Source organism: Arthrobacter sp. ES3-54 (assembly GCF_029504395.1).
In the GTDB taxonomy this organism is placed as follows: Bacteria; Actinomycetota; Actinomycetes; order Actinomycetales; family Micrococcaceae; genus Arthrobacter.
The window spans coordinates 271,517-291,408 of sequence record NZ_JAQFIF010000004.1 but is presented as its reverse complement, the minus strand read 5'-3'; the positions used below and the strand labels follow the sequence as shown (position 1 = coordinate 291,408).

Below are 19,892 nucleotides of genomic sequence, written 5' to 3'. Positions count from 1 at the left end.
TTTCTAGGGCCCGCTCCCGGGCCGTTCGACGACGAAATCACCGCCGGGAAACATGATCGTCTCGTGGCCGTCGTCGAACTTGACGAGGTACGGCGGCGCACCATCGACCCCTCTCACTTCAAGGATCTGGCCGTGCCGGTCTGTGGACTCGACCGTGTGCCCCCGAATGATGATCCGGTCCCCTGCGACTGCTTTCATGGCGATCACCTGTATCTCTATTGACGCCTATGTGCCCGAAGATCATTATTGCTCTTGACGGCTGGGGGGCGCCATGGCTTTAGGTTGAGGAGCCGCGCCGTGAATGGAATATTGGCAGTTCGCCGCACAGGAAAAGCAGTCAGCACCGTTTTCACAGAAACCGCTTCCGCGGCAGGGCAGCTGCACGGCCCGCCCACTCCCCAGGCCCACCGTGGCGGCCCAGGCTACCGACGACGCCGAACCATCGACTGTAATTCCCCCGGTCCAGGCAACACTGCGGGATATGCGGGGTAACGGCCATGATGAGTGCAATCGTGCGCTGGACTTTGCAGTTCAGGCTCTTGGTCCTGGCCTCTGCGGCAGGAATCCTTGCCCTCGGGCTCACCAACCTGCCGAGCATGTCCGTGGACGCCTTTCCTGAGTTCGCCCCGCCGCAGGTAGAGATTCAGACTGAAGCCCTGGGACTCTCGGCCGCCGAGGTGGAGCAACTCGTCACCTCCCCCATGGAGGCCGACCTGCTGAACGGGGTGGCCTGGGTGGAGGCGATCCGGTCCAAGTCCGTGCCGGGCCTTTCCTCCATCCAAATGGTCTTCAAGCCGGGGACCGACCTCTTCCGCGCACGCCAGCTAGTCTCGGAGCGGCTGACCCAGGCGCGGGCACTGCCCAATGTTTCGGCGGCGCCGGTGCTGATGCAGCCGCTGTCCTCGACAAGCCGGGTCATGATGATTCGGCTGACCTCCAAAGACATGTCGGCCATCGACATTTCCGTCCTGGCCCGCTGGACCATGAAGCCCGGGCTCTTGGCGGTGCCCGGCGTTGCGAACGTGGCGATCTGGGGCCTGCGCGACCAGCAACTGCAAGTCCTGGTGGATCCGGCGCAGCTGGAAGCCAAGGGGGTCACCCTCGACGAAGTCATCAAGACGACCGGTAACTCCGTCTGGGTTTCGCCTTTGAGCTACCTGGAAGCATCCACACCGGGCACCGGTGGCTTCTTCGAGACGAGCCACCAACGGATCGGCGTTCAGCATGTCCTGCCGATCACTACCCCGGAGGACCTGGGCCAGGTTCCCGTCCAGGGTGCGCCAGGCAAGCTCCTGCTCAAGGACGTGGCCACGGTGGCAACCGACCACCAGCCGCTGATCGGCGACGCCTTGCTGAGCAAGGACGCCGAGTTGTTGCTGGTCATCGAGAAGTTCCCGGAAACGAACACGATCGACGTGACCCGGGGCGTTGACGAGGCCCTCCGCGAGCTCCAGCCCGGTTTGCCCGGAGTCACGGTCGATACCAGCGTCTACCGGCAGGCCTCCTTTATCGACGAAGAAGTCGGGACGATCGGAACCGCTGCGCTGATAGCGCTGCTGCTGATCGTTGCCCTGTTTGGCGCATTCTTCCGTTCCTGGCGCACGGCCCTGATCAGCCTGATCACGATTCCCGTTTCGCTGACCTCGGCAGCGTTGGTGCTCGATCTGCGCGGCACCGGGATGAACACCATGGTCCTTGCCGGCATGGTGCTTGCCCTGGCCGTCATCGTGGGAGACGTTGCGGAGGACCTGAACGGCATCGCGCGGGCACGCAGCACCGCCGCCAGGGCAGACCCCAGGCCAGAATCAGCATCCGGCGACGGCGGGACGGACGCGGCCGGGGCAAAGGACCAGGACCAGGACCGACGCGATTCAGTTATCCCGGGCGCCCTGCGGGCAGCCCGCACACCCATCCTCTATTCGCTGCTGATCATGGCGCTGGCGCTCACGCCTGCTTTCTTTATTTCCGGCGAGAACGGCGCCCTGTTCGGCCCCCTGGTGCAGAGCTATCTGCTCGCGCTGGTGGTCTCGATGATTGTCGCGCTGACCGTCACGGCGGCACTGGCGTTCGTCCTTCCTGGTGGTTCCAAGGCTCCGGAACGCCGCTCGCTGGCGCGGCTGCAAGCCGCATACGGCCGCACGGTGACGCGCCTAACGCAAAAGACGCGGTGGGTGTTCGCGGCCGCCGCGGTAGTGGGGCTGGCCGGACTGGCGCTCGCACCTCAGTTGGCCGGGACCCATCCCGTGGTGCCGGTGCTGGCGGACAAGACCCTTGTGGTTCACTGGAGCGCGATAGCAGGCACCTCGGACCAGGAAATGAGCCGGATCACCGAGGCGGCCGCCGACGAACTGCGCACCCTGCCAGGCGTGGCTAACGTCGGAGGACACATCGGGCGCGCGATCACCTCGGATCAGGTCGGCGATGTCAGCTCCGGCGAACTGTGGGTGACCGTGGCCCCGGACGCGTCCTACGCCGACACGGCCACCGCCGTCGACCGCGTGATCGCCGGCTATGCGGGCCTGACCAGCAAAATCTCCACGTACCCGCAGGAACGCATCGACCAGATCCGGGCGGAAGCCGACAGCGGCTTTGCCGTCAGGGTCTATGGGCTGGACCCGACGATTCTTCGGCAGAAGGCGGCGGAGGTGCAACAACTCCTGGAGCACACGGCCGGAGTTGCTAATCCCCACGTCGACCTGCCCGCCGAGCAGCCGATCGCCGAAGTCAAGGTGGACCTCGCCGCGGCCCAAAAGGCCGGCGTCGTCCCCGGTGACGTGCGGCGCGCCGCCGCCGCCCTTCTGCAGGGCATTGAAGTCGGCAACCTCTACGAACACCAGAAAGTCTTCTCGGTCATCGTGAAGGGGGACGCTGCCACCCACAACAGCCTGGACAGCGTCCGCAACCTGATCATTGACACCCCCAACGGCGGGCATGCCCGCCTCGGCGATGTCGCACAAGTGACCATGGTCGGGAACGAGTCCGTGATCCTGCACGACGACACCTCGCGGCGCATCGATGTGAAGGCCGATATCCAGGGCCGTCCACTGGCCGACATCCAGCGCGACATTGACACGGCCCTGCAGCAAATGCATTTCCCGATTTCGTACCATGCCGAGATCCTCACCCAGTACGCCCAGCAACAAAGCAATTACCAGTGGCTCTGGTTGCTCGCGGCCGTTGCCGCCGCCGGCATCCTGGTGCTGCTGCAGACGGCGACGGGGAGCTGGCGGCTCGCCGCCCCGCTCTTCCTTGGCCTGATCCTGGCACTGTCCGGCGGGGTGCTGGCTGCCCAGGCCACGGGCGGCGTCAACTCGCTGGTGGCCCTTGTCGCCTTCGCCGCAGTGCTGGGCATAGCCGTCCGCGGCGCTCTCCTGCTGACCGGCCACGTCCGGAACCTGCGGGCAACAGATGCTTCGGCGCCCTGGCCTGCCCTGGTGGTCCGCGGAACCAAGGAGAGACTGGGACCTGTCCTGATGTCGACCGTGATAACGGCCCTGGCGCTGTTGCCCCTGGTCCTCCTGGGCGGCGTCGTCGGAACGGAAATTATCCTGCCGCTTGCCGTGATCATCTGGGGCGGCCTGCTGACAACAACCTTCTTCACCCTGTTTGTTGTGCCCGCCACGCTGCTTCGGTTCGAGCCGAAGCAAGTACCCAGCGTGCGGACCGGACAAGGCACCGCTGCATCGACTGAAAGCCAGGATGCGTCATGAACTCCGCACTTTCGCCGCGGGGCAACAAGGTCGCGGTGTTCATCGTTGCGGTGTTCGTGACGGTCCTTACGGCGCTCTCCGCCACAGGGTGCGCGCAGGCGCCGGAGGCCGCGGTGTCCGAAGGCGAACCGGCGGAGATCGCTGAAGTCCCCGGCACGGATCTTCACCGGCTCACCCTCACCGAGCACGCCGTCGAACGGGTCGGGATCGCGACAGCTGTGATTGCCCTGGATCACCAGACCGGGAAGCTCACCGTCCCCTACGGGGCCATACTGTACGACAGCTCCGGCAAGGCGTGGGTCTACACCAACCCTGAGCCTAGGGTCTACGTCCGCCAATCCATCACGGTCCAGCGCATCAACGGCGAAGTTGCCGTCCTGACGGACGGGCCGCCGGCGGGGACCGTGGTGGTCACGACAGGTGCGGCGGAACTTCTCGGCACCGAATTCGATACGGCCGAGTGACATGCGCTGGCTTATCGGAATCAGTCTCCGTTTCAAGACGGTTGTTGTCGCCCTCGCGTGTGCCGTGATGCTGCTCGGTTCCCTGCAGTTGGGTTCCGCGTCGGTGGATGTCTTCCCGGAATTCGCCCCGCCACGTGTGGAAATCCAGACCGCCTGCCTCGGGTTGACCGCCCAGGAAGTCGAAGAGCTCGTCAGTGTGCCGATCGAGGCCGCCGTGAGCGGCATGCCGGGCCTGGACGAGATCCGGTCCAAGTCCGTACCCCAGCTGTCCTCGATCGTGCTGCTCTTCCACCAGGGCACCGACCTGCTCAACGCCCGTCAGCTCGTGTCCGAACGGATGGCTGCGGTGACCGCGGCGCTGCCCACCTGGGCGGCCCCGCCGGTGATGCTCCAGCCGCTGTCCGCGACCAGCCGCGTGATGAAGATCGGCATGACGTCCTCGGAACATTCGCTCATCGAAATGTCCATGCTGTCCTACTGGACCATCCGGGCCCGGCTGCTGCGGGTCCCCGGGGTGGCAAATGTGGCCATCTGGGGCGAGCGGCTCCAGATGCTTCAGGTCCAGGTGGAACCTGACAAGCTCAAAGCCCAGAACGTCTCCCTCAACCAGGTCATGGAAGTCACCGCCGGCGCCCTCGACGCCGGGCTGCTGAAATACTCGCCCGGACGGTTCATCGGAACGGGCGGATTCATTGACAGCCCGACCCAGAGAATGGGGATCCGCCACGTCCAGCCGATCCAGACTCCCGCTGATCTGGCCCAAGTGACCATTCGGGAAAAGGATGGGGTGGCGCTGCATCTGGGCGATGTGGCCCAGGTGGTGGAGGACCATCAGCCGCTGATTGGTGATGCGGTGATCAACAACGGGCACGGGCTCATGCTGATCGTCGAGAAGCTGCCGTGGGGCAACACACTTGAAGTGACCAAAGGCGTGGAGGAGGCCCTCCACGAGCTGCAGCCGGGCCTGAGTGGTATCAACTTCGACACCACGATCTTCCGGCCCGCCAGCTTCGTTGAGGAGGCGATCTCCAACCTCAGTATTGCGCTGCTGCTCGGCTGCCTGCTCGTCGTCATGATCCTCGTCGCGTTCCTCTTCCAGTGGCGCACGGCCCTGATCAGCATCGTCGCCATTCCGTTGTCCCTGCTCACAGCCGCACTGGTGCTCTATTTCACCTCCAGTGCAATCAACACGATGGTGCTCGCGGGTCTGGTCATCGCTGTGGGAGTCGTGGTGGATGACGCGATCATCGACGTCGAGAACATCATGCGCCGGCTCCGGCAGCGACGCGCCGGGGGCATTAGGGGCTCTGGCAGTGACGAATCTGCGGCATCGGTGGTTTTGAAAGCCTCCCTGGAGATGCGGAGCCCGATCGTTTACGCGACCCTGATCATTGTGGTCGCCGCGGTACCGATCTTCTTCCTGGAGGGGCTGACCGGGGTCTTCTTCCGGCCGCTTGCCGTCTCCTACACCCTGGCTGTCCTTGCCTCCATGCTCGTGGCGCTGACAGTGACGCCGGCCCTTGCCCTCATTTTGCTGGGCAACGCCAAACTGGAAGAACGCGACGCACCGCTGGTCCGTGTGCTCAAACGCGGCTATCACGCTGCCCTCTCCAAGACCATGAACCGGCCCCGGTTCGGCTACGCAGGCTTTGGCGTGCTGGCCGTAGTGGGCCTGGTCCTAGCTCCCCTGATGGGCTCGTCCCTGTTCCCCACGTTCAAGGAACGGGACTTCCTAATGCACTGGATCTCGGAACCGGGAACCTCTGCCGCGGAAGAGTTCAGGATCTCCCAGCGCGGCTGTGAGGAATTTCTCAAGGTCCCCGGCGTCCTGAACTGCGGCACGCACATCGGGCAGGCATTCGCTGCGGACGAGATCGTCGGTGTCAACGCCGGCGAACACTGGATCAGCATCGACCGCCACGCCGACTACGACAAGACGGTGGCCGCTGTGGAGGAAGTCGTCAACGGCTACCCGGGCCTGCATCGTGACGTCCAGACCTATCTGAAGGAACGAATTGAAGAGGTCATCACCGGCGCCAGCGAGCCCATCCTGGTCCGGGTTTACGGAGACGATCTCAACGTGCTCCGGGAACAGGCGCAACGGGTCAAGGCAATCATGGACTCGATCGAGGGCACGGAGGACCCGCATGTCTCCCTGGAGGTGGAAGTCCCCCAGATCGCCGTCACGGTTAACCTGGCCGCGGCGCAGAAGTACGGCCTCAAACCGGGCGACGTCCGGCGCGCGGCCGCGACACTCGTGGCAGGCGAGGAAGTCGGCGACGTCTTCCGGGACGGCCGGGCCTACGACGTCCAGGTATGGAGCACGCCGGCCACCCGCTCGTCCGTCACCAGCATCGAGGATCTGCCCATCGATACCCCAAGTGGAACGCGGGTTCGCCTTGCCGACGTCGCCGACGTGAGCCTGCAGGCGACGCCGAACCAGATCGACCGCACTAACGGATCCCGCCGCGTGGAGGTGGGATCCTTCCTGGCCCAGGGAGCGGACTTGGGAAAGGTGGCCAGCGAACTGAAGTCGCGCCTCGCGACCCTGGATCTCCCGACCGGTTACAGCGTGCAGCTGCTCGGCGAATACACCGAACGCGAGGCGGCAACGAACCGCTTGATGATCTACTCTGCGGCGGCACTTGTCCTGATCCTTCTGCTGCTTCAGGCGTCCTTCCGGAGCTGGCGGCTGGCAGTCCTGTCGCTGCTCACGCTGCCGGTGGCCCTAGTGGGCGGGGTCATTGCCGCCTTCATGACCGGCGGAGTCCTGTCCCTTGGGTCCCTCGTTGGCTTCCTCACGGTGATGGGGATCGCTGCGCGCAACGGCATCCTACTGATCAACCACTGCCAGCACCTGGAAACCTATGAAGGCCAAACCTTCGGCCGCGCCCTGGTGCTGCGCGGGGCGGCCGAGCGGCTTTCGCCGATTCTCATGACCACCCTGGCCACCGGGCTGGCCCTGGTGCCCCTGGTGGTCATGGGCAACATCCCTGGCCATGAAATCGAACACCCCATGGCCGTCGTGATTCTGGGCGGCCTGATCACCTCGACGCTGCTCAACCTGTTCATCGTGCCCTCGCTCTACCTCCGGTTCGCGAAATCCAAGAAGACACGCGAGCGGGAACGGGATGCCGCCGGGCCGGTCACCGTCTGATCGCCGTCAGACGTCTGATCGCGTCAGAACAGGGCGGCGGTCACGGTCCGGGTGAGCTGTTGAATGATCCGGGTCCGGGGACCCATGTCCGAATAGTTCAGGCCGCGGGTGTACACAACGAACACGAAGGCCCGGCCGTCCTTGACCAGGACACTGGCATCATGCAGGTTTCCAAACAGCAGCCCGTACTTGTGATAAATTCCGACGCCCGGCGGGACCGCGGGAGGGATCAGCGTCTCGAAGTTGGTGTTCTGCATGTAGGACAAGAGCTGAACGGTGTTGCGCGGATTGAGCAGCTTCCCCGTGTAGAGCAACTGGAGGGTCCGGGCCATTTCTGCGGTAGTCAGCAGGTTCACCGTTCGGTCGTACGTGATCCCGATCGAGGCGGCGTAGTCCGTAATGCCCCGCTGACCGACCGCCCGCAGGATCAGCGCCCAAGAATCGTTGTTGCTTTGCTGGACCATCTGGCGGATCTGGGCCCCGGCCGTCGAGGCCCCAAGCGGGGCTGTCAGCGATGCGCGTCCCGTCTCCACTAGGTGGTAATACGCGGACGCGGCGAGGATCTTGGCCGTACTGGCGGCAACAAACTTGTCCTGGGCTCCGTAGCTGTGGACCACACCGTCGGAAAGATCTATCAGCGACACCCCTAGCGCGTAAGCGCTGTTAGCATCGATGATCGCGCTGATCTGGCCGTCCAGTTTGGGGCCGATGGCCCGGACCGGGGCAGCGGGCACGGCGGGGGCTTTAGCTGGCGGGGCAGATGCGGGAGCTGTCCGGCTGGCGGCGGTGACTGGCGTGGGCGCGGCGGCGGTCCCCGTCGAGGGAGCCGCAGCGGTCGCCGCAGCGGCCGGCGGATCCGGTATCCCTGCCTGGACGCCTGCGTAGACGCCACCGGCGGTTACAAGGGCGAGTGCGACGGCGCCCGCGGTCAGGTGCTGCGGCCGGATCCATCCCGCACGCCTGGTGAGGGGCCGCGCCCCGGAGTGGGATCCGCCGCCGGCCCGGTGCGCGCCGGAGCGGTAGTGGCGCGGCGTGGGCTCAGTCATCCAAACCGGCCCCGGGCATTTGTTCGAAATGGTTCGCAGGCATTGTTCTTCCCCCGAAGGTAACTGACCGTGGTGGGGCCATGGACTCCCAGCATTCTTCCCGCTGGCGGCTCCCCGCGCAAGGGCAGGGCCCCCGGGGCCGGCCCAGTCAGCAACGCAACGCCGGGGCGTACTCTGGGGAAAAAGAGGAGCGGCGATGCGAAAAATCATCCTGTTCATGCAGGTGTCCCTCGACGGGTTCTTCGAGGGCCCGGACCGTGACATCAGCTGGCACATGGTCGACGACGAACTGCACCGCTACGTCAACGCACGGCTCGCCACCATGAGTGCCTTCCTGGAGGGCAGGGTCTCATACGAGCTGATGGAAGGGTTTTGGCCGACGGCGGACCAGGACCCCGAGATCAGCGCGCCGATGGCCGAGTTCGCCCAAATTTGGCGGGACATGCCCAAAGTCGTCTACTCCAGGACGCTGACGACGGCCGGGCCGAACGCCACCGTGGTCCGGGATGTGGTGCCGGAAGAGGTTCAGGCCCTGAAATCGCAACCGGGCGGGGACATGGCCGTTGGCGGGGCGGATCTCGCCGACACTTTCCGGCGGCTCGGGCTGATCGACGAGTACTGGGTGTACGTCCAGCCTGTACTGATCGGGCGGGGCAGATCCCTGTTCAAGGTTGCGGACAACAAAGCCCAGCTCCGGCTGCTGGAGACGCGAGTCTTTGGCAACGGGGTGGCGCTGCTCCGCTACGCCGCGTAGCCGGCGCTGCGGCACTCCCCTGCGGCACGTCCCCGCGGCACTTCTTAAGCATTTCTTAAACGCCGGGCGGGAGAGTGGGAGGTGGCGCCTCTCCGGGCGCCCCTTGCCCCGAGCCGGAGGATCCCATGACTGGACCCGTCCCTGTTAAACGCGAAGCAGTCTATCGCGATGCAGCACCATGCCGCGATGGAGCCCCAAGCCGCGATATAGCACAGCGCCGTCCCGACACCGGCCGTCCCGACGCCGGCCGCACTGTCGCCGGGCCGCGTCTGTGGGCCCTCCCCCAAGTCCGCCACTGGTTGTTGCTGGGCTTGCTGCTCTCCGCTGCCGTCGTGGCACTGGGACTGACGGCACAGCTGACGCCGGGCTTTAGCGCCGCGGAGTTCGGCGTCGACCGGGACCTCAGCCAGCATCACGCCGCCGCCTTGACCGCCGTCGCGATGGCGCTCAATCTCGTGTTTGGACCGGTGGCGGGTCTAGCTCTGATCGGCGCCGCGGCGCTCTACATCTGGCTCTTCCGGGGCGGACTGGTCAAGGCCCTGGCCTTTGGCCTGGTGGCATCGTCCGGCTGGGTGGCGAGTGAATTCTTCAAGATCATCGTGGCCCGCCAGCGGCCCAGCCCCGCACTGCTGTTCGATCCCCTGGCTCCGGAAACCGGTTCCAACAGCTTTCCCAGTGGCCACGTGTCTTTTGCGGTGGCACTCGGATTCGCGTTGTACTTCCTGGCCCGCGGAACCCGCTGGGCCAAGGTCACCGCCGTCGGGGCGGCGGCGATGGCGCTCGTCGTGGCCTGGTCCCGGCTGTATATCGGCGTCCACTATCCCACGGATGTCGCGGCGTCGTTCCTGGCCGCGAGCGCAGCGGTGGTCATGGTTGCAGGGTTGTGGAATGTGGCCGCGCCGCGTATCGCCGGATGGCTTCGTACCCCGTCCGCCATCCGCTCCCCGGGCCCTGAGAGGAAATGAGAATGCACGCCTTGGACGTCTATTCCTTACTACCGGCCGCCGACGCCGCCGGTACACCGTCACTGCTGGACCCGGCAAGCCTGCTCGCCGGGCTGGGTCCGGCCGCTCTGGGCGTCATCGCGCTCATGGTCTTCATCGAATCGGGCGTGCTCTTTCCCTTCCTGCCCGGTGACTCGCTGCTGTTCACCGCAGGCCTTCTGCACCAGCAGCTACAACTGACGCTGCCGGTGCTGATCGGCGTCGTCACCGCGGCTGCCGTCGCCGGGGACCAGGTCGGCTACATGCTGGGACGGAAATTTGGCCGTCGATGGTTCAAGGACGATGCCCGGATCCTGAAGACAGCGCACCTAACCACCACGGAGGATTTCTTCCGCCGCCACGGAGGGGCCGCCGTCGTACTGGCCCGCTTCGTCCCCATGGTCAGGACGTTTGCCCCGCTTACCGCCGGGATCGCCCGCTATGAATACAAGTCCTTCACCCTCTGGAACATCGCCGGCGCAGTTTCGTGGGCCGTCTCCGTGACGCTGCTTGGCACCTGGTTGGGACACTTTGACATCGTCGCCAAGAATATTGACGTCATTGCCGTGGCCATGGTCCTCATCTCGGTGGTGCCGTGGGTGGTGCAACTCCTCAAGCGCCGCCGCAACAGCCGGCGCTCCGGCGACACGGCCGTGGGAACCGAGGACGGACTGCGGACTGAGGAAATGGCCGCGGAAGAATAGCTGACATGACTACCGCCGACCGTCCGTCCCTGCTGCTCGTGGAGGACGACGCCGTCCTGGGACCGCTCATCGCCGAGCTCCTGGACCCGGATTACCGGGTCCAATTGGTCACTAACGGCCGTGATGGGCTCCACCACGGGCTCACCGGGACCTGGGCCGTCATCGTGATCGACCGCGGGCTGCCGGTGATGGACGGCATCGCCCTGATCGCGGCGCTGCGGTCGAAGGGCATTGCCACGCCCATCCTGATCCTGACCGCACTGGGCGATGCCGACGAAAAGGTCAGGGGCCTGGACGCCGGCGCCAACGATTACGTGACCAAGCCGTTCGACGCCGGCGAACTGGCAGCACGCCTGCGCGCACTGACGCGCACCTTCACTTCTCCGGCCCCGGCACGGGTGATGATCGGGGACTGGGAACTAAATCCGACGCAGCGCACTGTCCGGTCCGTCTACGGGCAGACGGTGTCGCTGACGGCGAAAGAAGGCCAACTGCTCGCCGCACTGGCCGCGGAACCCGCCCGCGTCTTCACCCGGGACGAACTCCTTACGGCGTACTTCCACGCCTCGGATCAGCCCGGAGTGATCGATACGTATGTTCATCACCTGCGCCGGAAGATCTCCAAGGCCGTCATCCGCACAGTGCACGGCCTCGGCTACCAGATCGGCGATGCTCATGAGTAACGGCGGAACCGGCGGAAATCCGGACTACTCCATCCTGCGCAAGGCCTCGCTCAAGGTCGCGCTGCGGATCAGCGCCGCGTGCGCGGTCATGGTCATCGGGCTGCTTGCCGCCACGGCGCTTTACCTCCTGAATCAACTGGCCCATCCCGAAGTGCCAGGCTCCGCGGCGGCCGGGACGGCCTACGCATACTTGGATTCCAAAGATGTACTCGAAGCCATGGTCATCGCCGGGGTGGCGGGAATCTTGCTGGCCGGCATCGTCGGGTGGCTCAGCGCGCGCAGCGCCATCCGCCCCCTCGGTGATGCCTTGGCCAGGCAACGGCGCTTCGTCCAGGATGCGAGCCACGAATTGCGCACACCCTTGACCATCTTGGACACCAGGATCCAGCTTGCCCAGCGCAACACCGTGCCCGGCTCCAGGCAAGGCCAAGACCTCGCCAGGATCCGGGAGGACGCAGCAACGCTGACCGGGATTGTCAACGAACTACTCCTCGCAGCAACCGCGGAAGCCCCGGACCGCTCCGCACCGCCTGCCGACCTTGCCGACGCCGCCGCCAGTGTCGCAGGGAGCCTCCAGCAGGTCGCGGGCCAGCGTAAGGTGCGCCTGGATTTCGTGGCCGATGCCCGGCCGCTGGCACGGATCGAGAAGAATGCACTGCGCCGTGCCGTACTGGCCCTGGCGGACAACGCCCTTGCCCACACACCTGAGGGCGGCCACGTGTCCATCACGACGTCGATCGAGCAGAGCCGCGCCGTCGTTACGGTGGCGGACACGGGGACCGGCATCACCGGCGTCGATCAGGCCCGGATCTTTGACCGCTTCGTGCGGACCGCCAGCACTGACGGTGCACCGGGACAGCGGAGCTTTGGGATCGGCCTGGCTTTGGTCCGGGAGATCGCCGTCGCTGCCGGGGGCACCGTCGAGGTGGCCGCGACGGGTGCCGGGGGCACGGTCATGAAATTGACGCTTCCGCTGGCCGGGAGCGGGGATCCCTGAGGACCATATGCACAGGAAAGACCGGCGATCGATTGCCCCCAAGGGAATCGATCGCCGGTCTTTCCGGACTGTCTAGCCCCGGAAGGGGCCGTGCGGCTTAGGCGCGGACGAAGGTCACGCCGCCGGTCGCGGTCAGCCAGGACAGCGGGTGGACCATCGTCTGGTTGGAGCCGTTCATCCCGCCACTGACCACCTGGCCGTTGCCGGCGTAGATGCCAACGTGACCGGACTGGACCACCATGTCGCCAGGCTTCGGGGAGGCAACGACGGTTCCGAGGCCAAGGAAGGCCCGGGGACCGATGTCACCGACAGGCTTGCCCGCGGCGCCAAGGGCCTTTTCCACCATGGCGGTGCAGTCCTGGGTGATGCCCACCTGGCTGTAGGCGGCCGAGAGCATGATGGCGTTGCGTCCGCCGGCAGCTGGCGCTGCGGCAGGCTCTGCTGGAGCGGACTGCACCTTGATGGTTGCCTTGGGTGCTGCGGCCGGTGCTGCTGCCGGCGCTGCAGCGGGGGCCGGGGCGGGAGCCGGCGCCGCGGCAACGGGCTTTTCGATCACCGGTGCTGCGACGGTAGCTACCGCCGGGCGGTCAAAGCTGATCTTGACGCTTGAATCGGCGTTAACGGGAGCGCTGACCAGTGACTTGACGTCCACTTTGGCCGCCGGAGCGGAGTCGCGCTGCGCAGGTGCTGGGGCTGCGTTGGCTGCCATTCCGCTGGTGAGGACCAGGCCGGATGCGGCGGCGAGGACGGCGGCATGGCGCGCAAAAGTATTGATTGAAGACATGAGTGTAGCCTCTCCCAGTGCCTGCGAGGTGAGCTGTCGGATTCGGATGGGAGTCACCCGGCCGCACTCCCGGGCCCGTCGCTGCGGGCACTGTGCGGCTTCACCCCAAGACCTGCGTAATCAGCAGGCCAAATGTGGTTTCCCCGTCTCTGCCGGTAGTTGATGCGAGTTATCCCCGGGCCGCGGCAGAGTTAGGCAATCGGCTGGGGAGCGCCCGTATCGGAGACAACAGGCGCCTTTCCACCGTAACGCGAACCGCATGCAAATGTCACATTCAGGTAACGGCAGCCACAGTGCGGTCTCGCAATTGCCCATGGGGCGGCGCCGCATCCGAACGTAGGATGATGCCATCAGCACCACGCCGGAGCGGAGGCCCGAAATGAACAGCCACTGTGTCGCCATCTGCCAGCTGAGCAATCAGCCCCAAGAGGATTTCGACGTCAACACAGAGCTGCTGATCCTGGACGGCCGGGACGTCCACGTGACCACATGGGACGCGGAACCGCGCGATGGCGGCTTCGACGAGCACGTCCTCAATGATCGGGTGGACTCGCTGGGGTACATGGTTGTCAATGACTGGGCCTTCCTGGACGGGAAGGCCTACGCGGTGGTGGAGCGGCGGTCAGGCCCGGTACCGGCCCGCAGCGGCGAGCCGTGACATTCCTGTCCCTGGCGCTGATCGCCGTCGTCGCTCTCGCTGGCCCCCTGCTGGCGCTGCCGGTGCGCTGGCGGTTGCCGGTGGTGCTAGGCGAACTGCTGGCCGGCATCGCGATTGGACGCTCGGGCCTGGCCCTGGTGGACCCTGCGGACCCGACGTTTATCCTGCTGGCCAACATCGGGTTCGCGCTCATGATGTTTGTGGCCGGAACCCATGTTCCCGTGAGGGATCCGCAGATCCGCTCGGCTCTCGGCCGTGGCTCCCGCCGGGCCATTGCGGCCGCAGTGGCAGCGGTGGCGGTCGGCACCGGCATCGGCCTGCTTTTCGGGACTGGACATGCCCCCCTCTACGCAGTGCTGCTGGCGTCCTCGTCGGCCGCCTTGGTCCTTCCGATCATCGATTCCCTGCGCCTCGGCGGGCCCGATGTCATCGCCATGACCGCGCAGGTGGCCATCGCCGACATTGCCTGCATTGTGGCGTTGCCGCTGCTCGTGGATCCGCCCCACGCAGGCCGCGCGGCGCTGGGCGTGCTCACGGTGACCGGCTGCGCGGTGGTGCTCTACTTCCTTTTGCGCTGGCTCGACCGCAGGGGATTGAGCGGACGCATGCACCGGCTCTCGGAAAGCCGCAAGTTTGCCCTGGAACTGAGGATCCAGCTGGCCATTCTCTTCGCCTTGGCCAGTATCGCGACGTGGAGCAATGTTTCGGTGATGATGGCAGGCTTTTCATTCGGCTTGGTGGTGGCTGCCGTCGGCGAACCGAGGCGGCTGGCCCGGCAACTGTTCGCCCTCAGCGACGGCTTCCTTAGTCCGTTGTTCTTCGTCTGGCTGGGCGCATCACTGACGCTCAAGGACCTGGCGGGGCATCCGGACATGATTGCCCTCGGCGTGGCCCTCGGAGTCGGGGCCCTGCTGACGCACGCCGGCCTGGCGTTCCTGGGGCTTCCGATACCCCTCGGGGTCTTGTCGGCGGCCCAACTCGGCATACCGGTGGCGGCGGCGAGCATCGGCACACAGCTTCAGGTCTTGCTCCCGGGCGAGGCTGCGGCCCTGCTGGTCGGCGCGCTGGTCACCATAGCCGCGAGCGCCGTCGCCGGCTCGCGGGCGGCGAGGGCTTTCGCGCTGCCCGCAAATACCGGCGGCAGGTCCGGTGATGCCGGCAGCGCCGTCGGACCAGGCGATCCGGGCGGACCGAAAGTCTGAAAGTCCGGACGACCGGAAGCCCGAACGAGGTCCAGGCAAGTGCCGCCGCCCGGGTCGTCACTCTCCAGCCGAAGTGAATGGCAGCTCCGGCCTCCTCTTTGCCATCTCGGCCAAGACCCGGGAAACCGCGTCCCGGACCACAGCGCCGTCGGCGTCGGCGTCGAACGGCCCTTGAGGCTCGCCGAGCACCGCATTGGCGTGCCGAACAAATCTGTTCCAGTCCCCCGCACCTGCGCGCAGCGCCTGCAGCGGCGAGAGCAGCGCGGCCCGGCGCAGCCAGGCGTCGGGCTCGCGCATCCACCGGTCCAGCACGCTGTCAGCCCGCACCCTGGCCAGAACATCGAGCCCGCCCACCAATGGGCCAACGACGTCGACGGCGAGCGGATCCACGAGGTCCCGCACCTGCGCCTCCCGGATGAAGCCCTCCAGCCGGGTGAGGTCGGAATTGGTCAGCAGGTTCACATTGGCCTGTAGCAGGACCACTACAGCCTGCCTGCGCTCGAAAACCGGCGCTGTCCCCTGTTTCGAGCCCCACAGTTCGGAACTCAGCGCAGTGATTTCATCGTGTGACAGCCCGGGATAGCGGCGGCCCGCGTCCCGGACGGTCCCGCGCACGGCACCCATGGAGGTTCCGTAGAACCGGAGGCCCTTGCCTCCTGGCTCCATCTCCAGCCGCGACGCCAGCCCGTCCGCACGGCGCCAGGAACTTTCCCGCTGCAGCGAGAGGTCGATGAATTCGCCAGCATCACTCACCCGTCCATTCTTTCGCGTGGGCGCCGGAAAATGCGGCGAACCCGTCCCGAGAGGTTTGCGGGTCAAGGTAACGGTCCGGTAACGTAGGCCACTGGCCGCGAAGGCTTGGCCCGAATGCAGGGCCCCGGACCGCCCCTTCTCAGGGCCCGGTTGCGCCGTTCGGCGTCTGCTCGCCCATGCTCTGGCAGCAGGGGCCGGATGAAGCTTCCCGCACTCGCCGCCGCCCTGGCAGCGACGGTTGTGTGCGCCCGTCACAAAGCCCGGAGGGGTCCGTTGTTCCAAAAAACACCGTTCAATCACGCACAGCCGAAGCCACCACGCTTCAAGACACCGCAGCTCCATAAAATAGCGATTGCGTTGAGCTTGGGCGCACTGTCCCTGACCGGGTGCAGCGTCGCTCCCACGGCCGGTGCCGCAGCCCCCTCTCCTGCCACCCAGGCCTCGCGTCCTGCCGCGGACTCCACGTCAGCGGCGGCCACCAAGGCCTCGCGTCCTGCCGCGGCTTCCGCGTCCTCGGCGGCCGCAGCGCCTAGGACGGCGAAGCCGTCGGCCCCCAAACCCGTCGGCGGCACCGCCGCAACGGCGGATCCCGGGGTCGAAGCGGCACCGGCAGCCGCCGTCGCACCCGCCGCCGCGCCGGCCGGCCCGGCTGCAGCGGGCGCCGCACGAGCGGCAGCCACTACGGGTTCGACGCCGCCCGCCGCGATCGTTGCGGCTCAGGCCGCCGTCGCCGCGACCGGCGGGTCGCAAGCCGCCACCGTCCGGGGCTGGGGTGCGGTCGTTGCAGGCGACGAATTCTCCAAGGCCGGTGCCCCCGACTCCACCAAGTGGAGCGTCTTCAAGGGCACCGGACATGCCGGCAAGGGCGTGCGGAGCCCGCAGGCCTGGTCGGTCGCCAATGGCGTGGCCACGGTCAGCGGCAACTCGGCCGGCACCACGGGCGGCATGTCGGCAAAATTTGCACAGCAGAAATACGGCAAATGGGAGACGCGCATGCGGACCAGCGCCCGGGACCCGAAGTACCACCCCGTGCTGATCCTGTGGCCCAACAACAACACCTCCCCCAACTGCGCCGAGATCGACTACGCCGAGGGCAGCACCAACACCACGCAGATCAAATTCTTCCTGCACTACGCCTGCGGCGGCTCGAATTTCCAGACCACGGCGGCCAAGACGATTGACACCACCCAGTGGCACAACTACGCCGTGGAATGGACTCCGGCAGGCATCACCGGATACATCGACGGCGTGAAGACCTTCTCCGACACGAACCGCGCGCACCTGCCCTCCATGGGCATGCATCAGACGTTGCAGCTGGATTGGTTCCCTGACGGGTCGGCCACCAAGCCTTCGCAGATGCAGGTCGACTGGGTCCGCGTCTACAAGTAGGACCGGCTCAGCACCCGACAGCCCCGCGCCCCAACAGGGTGCGGGGCTGTCTTGTCGTTGACCGATGGCGCGCCGCCACCGGCGGCGGGACTCAAACCTCCTGAAGTTCCCGGGCCACCACCGCAGAGACGAGCATAGAGCCGGCTGCCGTCACGGCGTCGATGACCGGAACCCCGAGCCGACGGCGGAGCACGTCCGCCATGCCGATGCTGCTCAGGCCGGTGCTGGCCTGGACGATCACGTCGGCGCCGGCGTCAACCAGCATGTGGGCCGCGGCGAGGGCGTCGAAGATCCCGGCGGGCATGAGGAACGCGTCCGGCGTTTCGACCCGCCCCTCCCCATCAATGAGCAGCATGCGCTCCCCCAGTGCTTCCGAGATCGGACCCGGTACATGGGCGCCGAGTCCCAGGACCCCAATCCGTCCGCCAAAGGTCAGTGCGGCGGCCGCGGCCGCGGAGCCTGCCCCGATGACCGGGATGTCCACGGCGGCCCGGGCGGTGGCCAGCCCGGGGTCCGACGCGCAGCTGATAATCAGGGCGTCGGCGTCACCGGCCATTTCCTGGGCCAGCTGGACTACCTTGGGTGCCGCAGAATCGAGCGACGCCTGGTTGTAGACGCCGGAAGGCTGGTTCGGAATACAGCGGGAGGTGACGGTAAATCCGAATGCTTCCTGCAGAAGTTTCCCGTGGGCGTGGAGCAGGCGTCGGTCCGACGTTGTCATCACCCGGATCAGTCCAACACGCATGGCGTACTACCTTTCGAACGGATTCCTTGGTGCGAAGCTACACGGCCAGTATTTCCACGTCTTTTCGGGCAGGTGACCAACACAAGTACATGCCGTGGATTCATGCCGTGGCGCCGGCGGCCATCCGCATTGTGAGGGACGCGACACCGCAACCTGTGCATCACCTTGGCGAAAACTTCGCACTAATTAACGTTGGCGGCCCGGCGCCGTTGTATGGTTTTGTCACGGTGGCCCGCCTTCGGGTCCGGGTACCATGCCCGGGATGGGGGGAAGGCGGCAGGCCGGTTCCGGACTCAGCCGGGACGATGATCGAAGGAATAGCCATGTCGGTGGAGCCCTCGTCCACTTCAGAACGCCCCGAAGAAGGGGATCCCCATGACCTGGTATCCGGTGCGGAACAAGCCGCATCTGCCGATGCCATCCGGCATCAGGCCAGCAGCATCATTGACTTTGTCCTCGCCGACACCGATCCGGACCACCACCGGGCCCGGGAGTTGCTTCGCCAGCAGATTGCTGCGCATCCCGGAAACCCAGAACGTGCCCTGATGGAACACCTCCTGGCGCTAAAGGCGTTGAGCGGGCCCTATGAAGGGACGCAGGACGCTGGCGGCCCGATTCAGCCGGAGTTTGCCTCGGGCGAGTAGGCTGCCCCACGCTGGTCGGGACGTGTTCCGGGCGACCACGCCACTCACACGTACTTGCCGAACCAAGCGAGGGTATCGTTCCACGCGGCGGTGGCCTGCTCCTGGTTGTAGCGCGGCCCCGTGTCATTGTGGAAGGCGTGGTCCACGCCGGGATAGATCTTGAGCTCGTGCCGAACGTCGGTCTTGTCCAAGGCATCCCGGAGTGCCGGCATGGCTCCGGTGATCCGCTGGTCCTTTTCGGCGTAGACGCCAAAGACAGCCGCCTTGATGGCCGTTAGCTTGTCCAGATCAGGCGCGGGTCCATAAAACGCTGAGGTCGCCTTCAGGCCCGGGATCGCCGTCGCCGACTGCCAGGTGATGCCGCCGCCGAAGCAGAAGCCGTTCATGGAGATCCGCCCCTTGTCAACGAACTTTTGGGTGTTCAGGTAGTCGAATCCGGCGGCGAAATCGGAGACGTGACGCTGGGCCCCCGCCTGAGTCAGTGCTCCCGGGACCGCATCGGGGTCCATGCCCGCGGTGCCGCCTTCCCGGCTCAGCAGATCCAGGGCCAGTGCCGCGTACCCGGCCTTGGCGAAGCGGCGTGCCACATCCTGGATGTGGGGTGTCAGCCCGCGGTTCTCGTGGCAGATCAGCACGGCCGGCCCGGCGGTCCCATTTTCAGGCCGGGCGAGATAGCCGCTGATGTCGGTGCCGCCTGCTGCGAATTGCACGGTCGCCGTCGTGAGTCCGGCCGCCCCCTCTGGGACGGACAGCGGGCTCTTGGCCCCTGGCACCGCGCCCGCGGACGCGCTACCGCTCCCGGGAGAGGACTCTGCCGGCGTCGGCATGGGGTCCGTGCTGCGGGGAACCTCGTCGGGCGTGCAGCCAACCAGAAGCATCGCTGCCGAGGCAGCGGCCATGCTGCCCATGATGAACGCCACTCGGCGCGTGAACGTACGCTGGCTCATGGCGCCGGAGCGGTAATCGTCGAAAAATTCCTCAATCAGGTACTTCTCAAACTTGCCAAGCTGCGTCATGACGGCCTCCTCCAGTGTGCCGATCATCCTCCTCCGAAGTCAGATTTCGGGCAAGGGTCTTGCAGGGAGAACCGCCAGGCGGTTCAATCTGGACGCCGTGAAGGAATTCGATCAGCCAACTCTGCCTCTGTGGTCCAACCATGCACGCGCAGATCCAAATTGTCGTAGGTCGCGAGGCAATCAGGTGCCCGAAGTGGTTCCGG

Annotated in this window: 18 protein-coding genes and 1 riboswitch; of the genes, 12 read left to right on the top strand and 6 right to left on the bottom strand. The window is 66.1% G+C overall.

The genetic code is table 11. The annotated features are described in order from the left end of the window. Positions 1-3: 3 nt before the first annotated feature. Positions 4-198, bottom strand: a complete 195-nt coding sequence (locus M2428_RS09895) for a DUF1918 domain-containing protein (protein ID WP_277525781.1) — start codon at positions 196-198, stop codon at positions 4-6. 299 nt (positions 199-497) lie between these two features. On the opposite strand from M2428_RS09895, the gene M2428_RS09890 reads away from it, so the two are divergent. Genes M2428_RS09890 through M2428_RS09880 form a run of 3 tightly spaced genes read left to right on the top strand, consistent with a single transcriptional unit; the run spans position 498 to position 7,331 of the window. Then, positions 498-3,710 carry an efflux RND transporter permease subunit gene (locus M2428_RS09890; protein WP_277525780.1) on the top strand — a complete coding sequence of 1,071 codons (3,213 nt, stop codon included), beginning with the start codon at positions 498-500 and terminating at the stop codon, positions 3,708-3,710. Further along, a complete protein-coding gene (locus M2428_RS09885) occupies positions 3,707-4,174 on the top strand; it encodes a hypothetical protein (RefSeq protein ID WP_277525779.1) in 468 nt (155 codons plus the stop codon). The genes M2428_RS09890 and M2428_RS09885 overlap by 4 nt, the downstream gene beginning before the upstream one ends. A gap of 1 nt (position 4,175) precedes the next feature. After that, positions 4,176-7,331, top strand: a complete 3,156-nt coding sequence (locus M2428_RS09880; protein WP_277525778.1) for an efflux RND transporter permease subunit — start codon at positions 4,176-4,178, stop codon at positions 7,329-7,331. 23 nt (positions 7,332-7,354) lie between these two features. On the opposite strand, the gene M2428_RS09875 is transcribed toward M2428_RS09880, so the two are convergent. Next, positions 7,355-8,377, bottom strand: a complete 1,023-nt coding sequence (locus M2428_RS09875) for a serine hydrolase (RefSeq protein ID WP_277525777.1) — start codon at positions 8,375-8,377, stop codon at positions 7,355-7,357. Positions 8,378-8,573: 196 nt separating this feature from the next. Here M2428_RS09875 and M2428_RS09870 point away from each other — a divergent pair, with 196 nt between their 5' ends. The 5 genes from M2428_RS09870 (at position 8,574) to M2428_RS09850 (ending at position 12,498) form a co-directional block, all read left to right on the top strand. Further along, complete coding sequence (locus M2428_RS09870; RefSeq protein ID WP_277525776.1) at positions 8,574-9,131, top strand: dihydrofolate reductase family protein; 558 nt, start codon at positions 8,574-8,576, stop codon at positions 9,129-9,131. A gap of 332 nt (positions 9,132-9,463) precedes the next feature. Then, complete coding sequence (locus M2428_RS09865) at positions 9,464-10,096, top strand: phosphatase PAP2 family protein (protein ID WP_277525775.1); 633 nt, start codon at positions 9,464-9,466, stop codon at positions 10,094-10,096. Positions 10,097-10,098: 2 nt separating this feature from the next. After that, entirely contained in the window at positions 10,099-10,818 is a 720-nt protein-coding gene (locus tag M2428_RS09860) for a VTT domain-containing protein (protein WP_277525774.1), read from the top strand. 5 nt (positions 10,819-10,823) lie between these two features. Next, positions 10,824-11,501: a response regulator transcription factor gene (locus M2428_RS09855; protein WP_277525773.1), complete on the top strand. Its 678-nt coding sequence runs from the start codon at positions 10,824-10,826 to the stop codon at positions 11,499-11,501. Further along, positions 11,494-12,498, top strand: coding sequence for a HAMP domain-containing sensor histidine kinase (locus tag M2428_RS09850; RefSeq protein WP_277525772.1), 1,005 nt, complete (start codon positions 11,494-11,496; stop codon positions 12,496-12,498). Before M2428_RS09855 ends, M2428_RS09850 begins: the two co-directional genes overlap by 8 nt. A 97-nt stretch (positions 12,499-12,595) precedes the next feature. Here M2428_RS09850 and M2428_RS09845 read toward each other — a convergent pair whose 3' ends face one another. Further along, positions 12,596-13,282: a hypothetical protein gene (locus M2428_RS09845; RefSeq protein WP_277525771.1), complete on the bottom strand. Its 687-nt coding sequence runs from the start codon at positions 13,280-13,282 to the stop codon at positions 12,596-12,598. Between the two features lie 4 nt (positions 13,283-13,286). Beyond that, positions 13,287-13,457: riboswitch (cyclic di-AMP (ydaO/yuaA leader) on the bottom strand. Positions 13,458-13,661: 204 nt separating this feature from the next. Here M2428_RS09845 and M2428_RS09840 point away from each other — a divergent pair. Together M2428_RS09840 and M2428_RS09835 are read left to right on the top strand one after the other, a co-directional pair. After that, the gene (locus M2428_RS09840) at positions 13,662-13,940 is read left to right on the top strand and encodes a hypothetical protein (RefSeq protein WP_277525770.1); all 279 of its coding nucleotides are present in this window, start codon (positions 13,662-13,664) and stop codon (positions 13,938-13,940) included. Further along, positions 13,937-15,142 (top strand): cation:proton antiporter, encoded by a 1,206-nt coding sequence (locus M2428_RS09835; RefSeq protein ID WP_277525769.1) that lies wholly within the window; start codon positions 13,937-13,939, stop codon positions 15,140-15,142. The genes M2428_RS09840 and M2428_RS09835 overlap by 4 nt, the downstream gene beginning before the upstream one ends. A 57-nt stretch (positions 15,143-15,199) precedes the next feature. On the opposite strand, the gene M2428_RS09830 is transcribed toward M2428_RS09835, so the two are convergent. Continuing rightward, positions 15,200-15,895, bottom strand: coding sequence for a DNA alkylation repair protein (locus tag M2428_RS09830; protein ID WP_277525768.1), 696 nt, complete (start codon positions 15,893-15,895; stop codon positions 15,200-15,202). A gap of 357 nt (positions 15,896-16,252) precedes the next feature. Between M2428_RS09830 and M2428_RS09825 the strand changes: the two genes are divergently transcribed. Next, positions 16,253-17,284 (top strand): glycoside hydrolase family 16 protein, encoded by a 1,032-nt coding sequence (locus M2428_RS09825; protein WP_277525767.1) that lies wholly within the window; start codon positions 16,253-16,255, stop codon positions 17,282-17,284. Positions 17,285-17,375: 91 nt separating this feature from the next. Here the strand turns inward: M2428_RS09825 and M2428_RS09820 are convergent, their stop codons facing one another. Further along, positions 17,376-18,029 carry an aspartate/glutamate racemase family protein gene (locus tag M2428_RS09820; protein WP_277525766.1) on the bottom strand — a complete coding sequence of 218 codons (654 nt, stop codon included), beginning with the start codon at positions 18,027-18,029 and terminating at the stop codon, positions 17,376-17,378. A 323-nt stretch (positions 18,030-18,352) separates the two neighbouring features. Between M2428_RS09820 and M2428_RS09815 the strand changes: the two genes are divergently transcribed. Then, complete coding sequence (locus M2428_RS09815) at positions 18,353-18,673, top strand: hypothetical protein (RefSeq protein ID WP_277525765.1); 321 nt, start codon at positions 18,353-18,355, stop codon at positions 18,671-18,673. Positions 18,674-18,717: 44 nt separating this feature from the next. Here the strand turns inward: M2428_RS09815 and M2428_RS09810 are convergent, their stop codons facing one another. Then, a complete protein-coding gene (locus M2428_RS09810; protein WP_277525764.1) occupies positions 18,718-19,716 on the bottom strand; it encodes a dienelactone hydrolase family protein in 999 nt (332 codons plus the stop codon). Positions 19,717-19,892 lie beyond the last annotated feature (176 nt).

Bases quoted from the DNA above. Each gene is read 5' to 3' on its own strand.
- M2428_RS09885 (WP_277525779.1), top strand. From the start codon at position 3,707: ATGAACTCCGCACTTTCGCCGCGGGGCAACAAGGTCGCGGTGTTCATC.
- M2428_RS09810 (WP_277525764.1), bottom strand. From the start codon at position 19,716: ATGATCGGCACACTGGAGGAGGCCGTCATGACGCAGCTTGGCAAGTTT.
- M2428_RS09875 (WP_277525777.1), bottom strand. From the start codon at position 8,377: ATGACTGAGCCCACGCCGCGCCACTACCGCTCCGGCGCGCACCGGGCC.
- M2428_RS09880 (WP_277525778.1), top strand. From the start codon at position 4,176: ATGCGCTGGCTTATCGGAATCAGTCTCCGTTTCAAGACGGTTGTTGTC.
- M2428_RS09815 (WP_277525765.1), top strand. From the start codon at position 18,353: ATGTCGGTGGAGCCCTCGTCCACTTCAGAACGCCCCGAAGAAGGGGAT.
- M2428_RS09860 (WP_277525774.1), top strand. From the start codon at position 10,099: ATGCACGCCTTGGACGTCTATTCCTTACTACCGGCCGCCGACGCCGCC.
- M2428_RS09850 (WP_277525772.1), top strand. From the start codon at position 11,494: ATGAGTAACGGCGGAACCGGCGGAAATCCGGACTACTCCATCCTGCGC.
- M2428_RS09840 (WP_277525770.1), top strand. From the start codon at position 13,662: ATGAACAGCCACTGTGTCGCCATCTGCCAGCTGAGCAATCAGCCCCAA.
- M2428_RS09820 (WP_277525766.1), bottom strand. From the start codon at position 18,029: ATGCGTGTTGGACTGATCCGGGTGATGACAACGTCGGACCGACGCCTG.
- M2428_RS09890 (WP_277525780.1), top strand. From the start codon at position 498: ATGATGAGTGCAATCGTGCGCTGGACTTTGCAGTTCAGGCTCTTGGTC.
- M2428_RS09870 (WP_277525776.1), top strand. From the start codon at position 8,574: ATGCGAAAAATCATCCTGTTCATGCAGGTGTCCCTCGACGGGTTCTTC.
- M2428_RS09895 (WP_277525781.1), bottom strand. From the start codon at position 198: ATGAAAGCAGTCGCAGGGGACCGGATCATCATTCGGGGGCACACGGTC.
- M2428_RS09845 (WP_277525771.1), bottom strand. From the start codon at position 13,282: ATGTCTTCAATCAATACTTTTGCGCGCCATGCCGCCGTCCTCGCCGCC.
- M2428_RS09855 (WP_277525773.1), top strand. From the start codon at position 10,824: ATGACTACCGCCGACCGTCCGTCCCTGCTGCTCGTGGAGGACGACGCC.